The 1429-nt window shown below is 49.8% G+C and carries 3 protein-coding genes; all 3 read left to right on the forward strand.

The features are described from left to right. Window positions 1-508: TrbI/VirB10 family protein (locus OH459_RS27905; RefSeq protein WP_333482898.1), on the forward strand; the 508-nt coding region annotated here is incomplete at its 5' end. A 5-nt stretch (window positions 509-513) separates the two neighbouring features. Further along, a complete protein-coding gene (gene traV / locus OH459_RS27910) occupies window positions 514-906 on the forward strand; it encodes a type IV conjugative transfer system lipoprotein TraV (RefSeq protein ID WP_141342015.1) in 393 nt (130 codons plus the stop codon). A 2-nt stretch (window positions 907-908) separates the two neighbouring features. Continuing rightward, window positions 909-1271: a hypothetical protein gene (locus OH459_RS27915; RefSeq protein ID WP_269989854.1), complete on the forward strand. Its 363-nt coding sequence runs from the start codon at window positions 909-911 to the stop codon at window positions 1269-1271. Window positions 1272-1429: the final 158 nt, after the last annotated feature.

Genomic DNA, 1429 nt, shown 5'->3' on the forward strand with positions numbered 1-1429 from the left:
AAATGGTATCCGCGGCACCACCATTTTGAAAAACGGTAAAATCGTTCAAATGGCCGGTATTGCGGGCATTTTGCAAGGTGTGGGAGATACAGGTAAAGCACTGGCTCAAACCACCACTCCGACCGCTCTGGGACCAAGCACCAGTGTTAACACCGACAAAATAGGGTTAAGCCTACTTGGCGGCGCAACAGAAAGCGTAGGCAGCAAACTGGCTGACTACTACATCAAGCTGGCTGAGCTTTACCACCCGATTGTCGAAGTGAATCCCGGCGCCGTAGTGAACATTGTCTTTTTAGAAGGCTTTCCGCTCGATCCGCTTCTTGCCGAGGAGTACGAGACGCGTATTAACGAGCAGCGTGAACAAGTCTCCAGCACCAATCAGATCCTCGATGTCATCACCAATGCGCCAACCCTGCCCCAAGTCAACCAAACTGCCCCAATCAACCCATTAGCGCAAAAACTCACCCAACAAGGGTTAAACAGCGTGGGCTTTGGGCGTGAGGAGTAACCATCATGAGATTGAAACTTTTATCTTACTTATCTTTTGCATTATTCACGCTAACTGGCTGCAGCGCAGGTTTTGACAGTGAATACAGCTGCGACAAAGTCGGCGGCGTTTCTGGCTGTGTCACCATGAACGAGGTTCGAGACAACTTGTACGGCTATACCGGTGATAACGCCACGATAAGCAGCCATACAAGAACGACGCCACCGAGCGCGTTCACCCTACTGCCAAGGCGAAACCGAGATGGAGAGCCACAGCGAAGTCAAGAAGAGGTCAAAAAGCTCACCATCTTCCCCTTTATCGATAAAGATAACCATTATATCGACACCATGGACGTCTACTTCGTCTTAGATGAAAGTCATTGGTCAGGACGACCAGCACGCGCTATTTGGAAGGATTAACCATGAGACGAACACTAAAAAAAGCATTCATGGCATTATTGGTGTTATGGGGTGTATTACTGAGCAGCACTTTAGCCCAAGTAGCGCAGTTTGTTGCCTCACATTTTGATGCCAGAGACTACGTCATTGCAAACTATATCGCCTCTCAACCAGCTCAAGCAGAGCCAGCCATCACCCAAGCCGTGCAACACTGCCTAGAACCATCAACGCTGAAAACAGACTCGCTCTCCATACCACCGCCAACACCACCTATCAGCGTGTATGAGTGCTTACGCCAGCAAAATCAACCAAAGCTCGCTATCGATATACAGACCAGCGACAGCGCAATGCAAAGCGTCAGCTGGCCACTGTCTCTGTTTTGGTAACTGAAAAAGGACCCCTTATGCTTTCCACCTCAAGTAGCGGTTTATCTGCCTTGCTCCAAGAGGCAAGACGCGCCCAAAACCACCTTCACCATGAACTGCCGTATCGAGACTACGACCCTATAGAGCACGTCTTTGAAAACACCCACTCTCGCGGGTTT

The organism is Vibrio sp. MM46 (genome assembly GCF_027587135.1).
GTDB lineage: Bacteria > Pseudomonadota > Gammaproteobacteria > Enterobacterales > Vibrionaceae > Vibrio > Vibrio harveyi.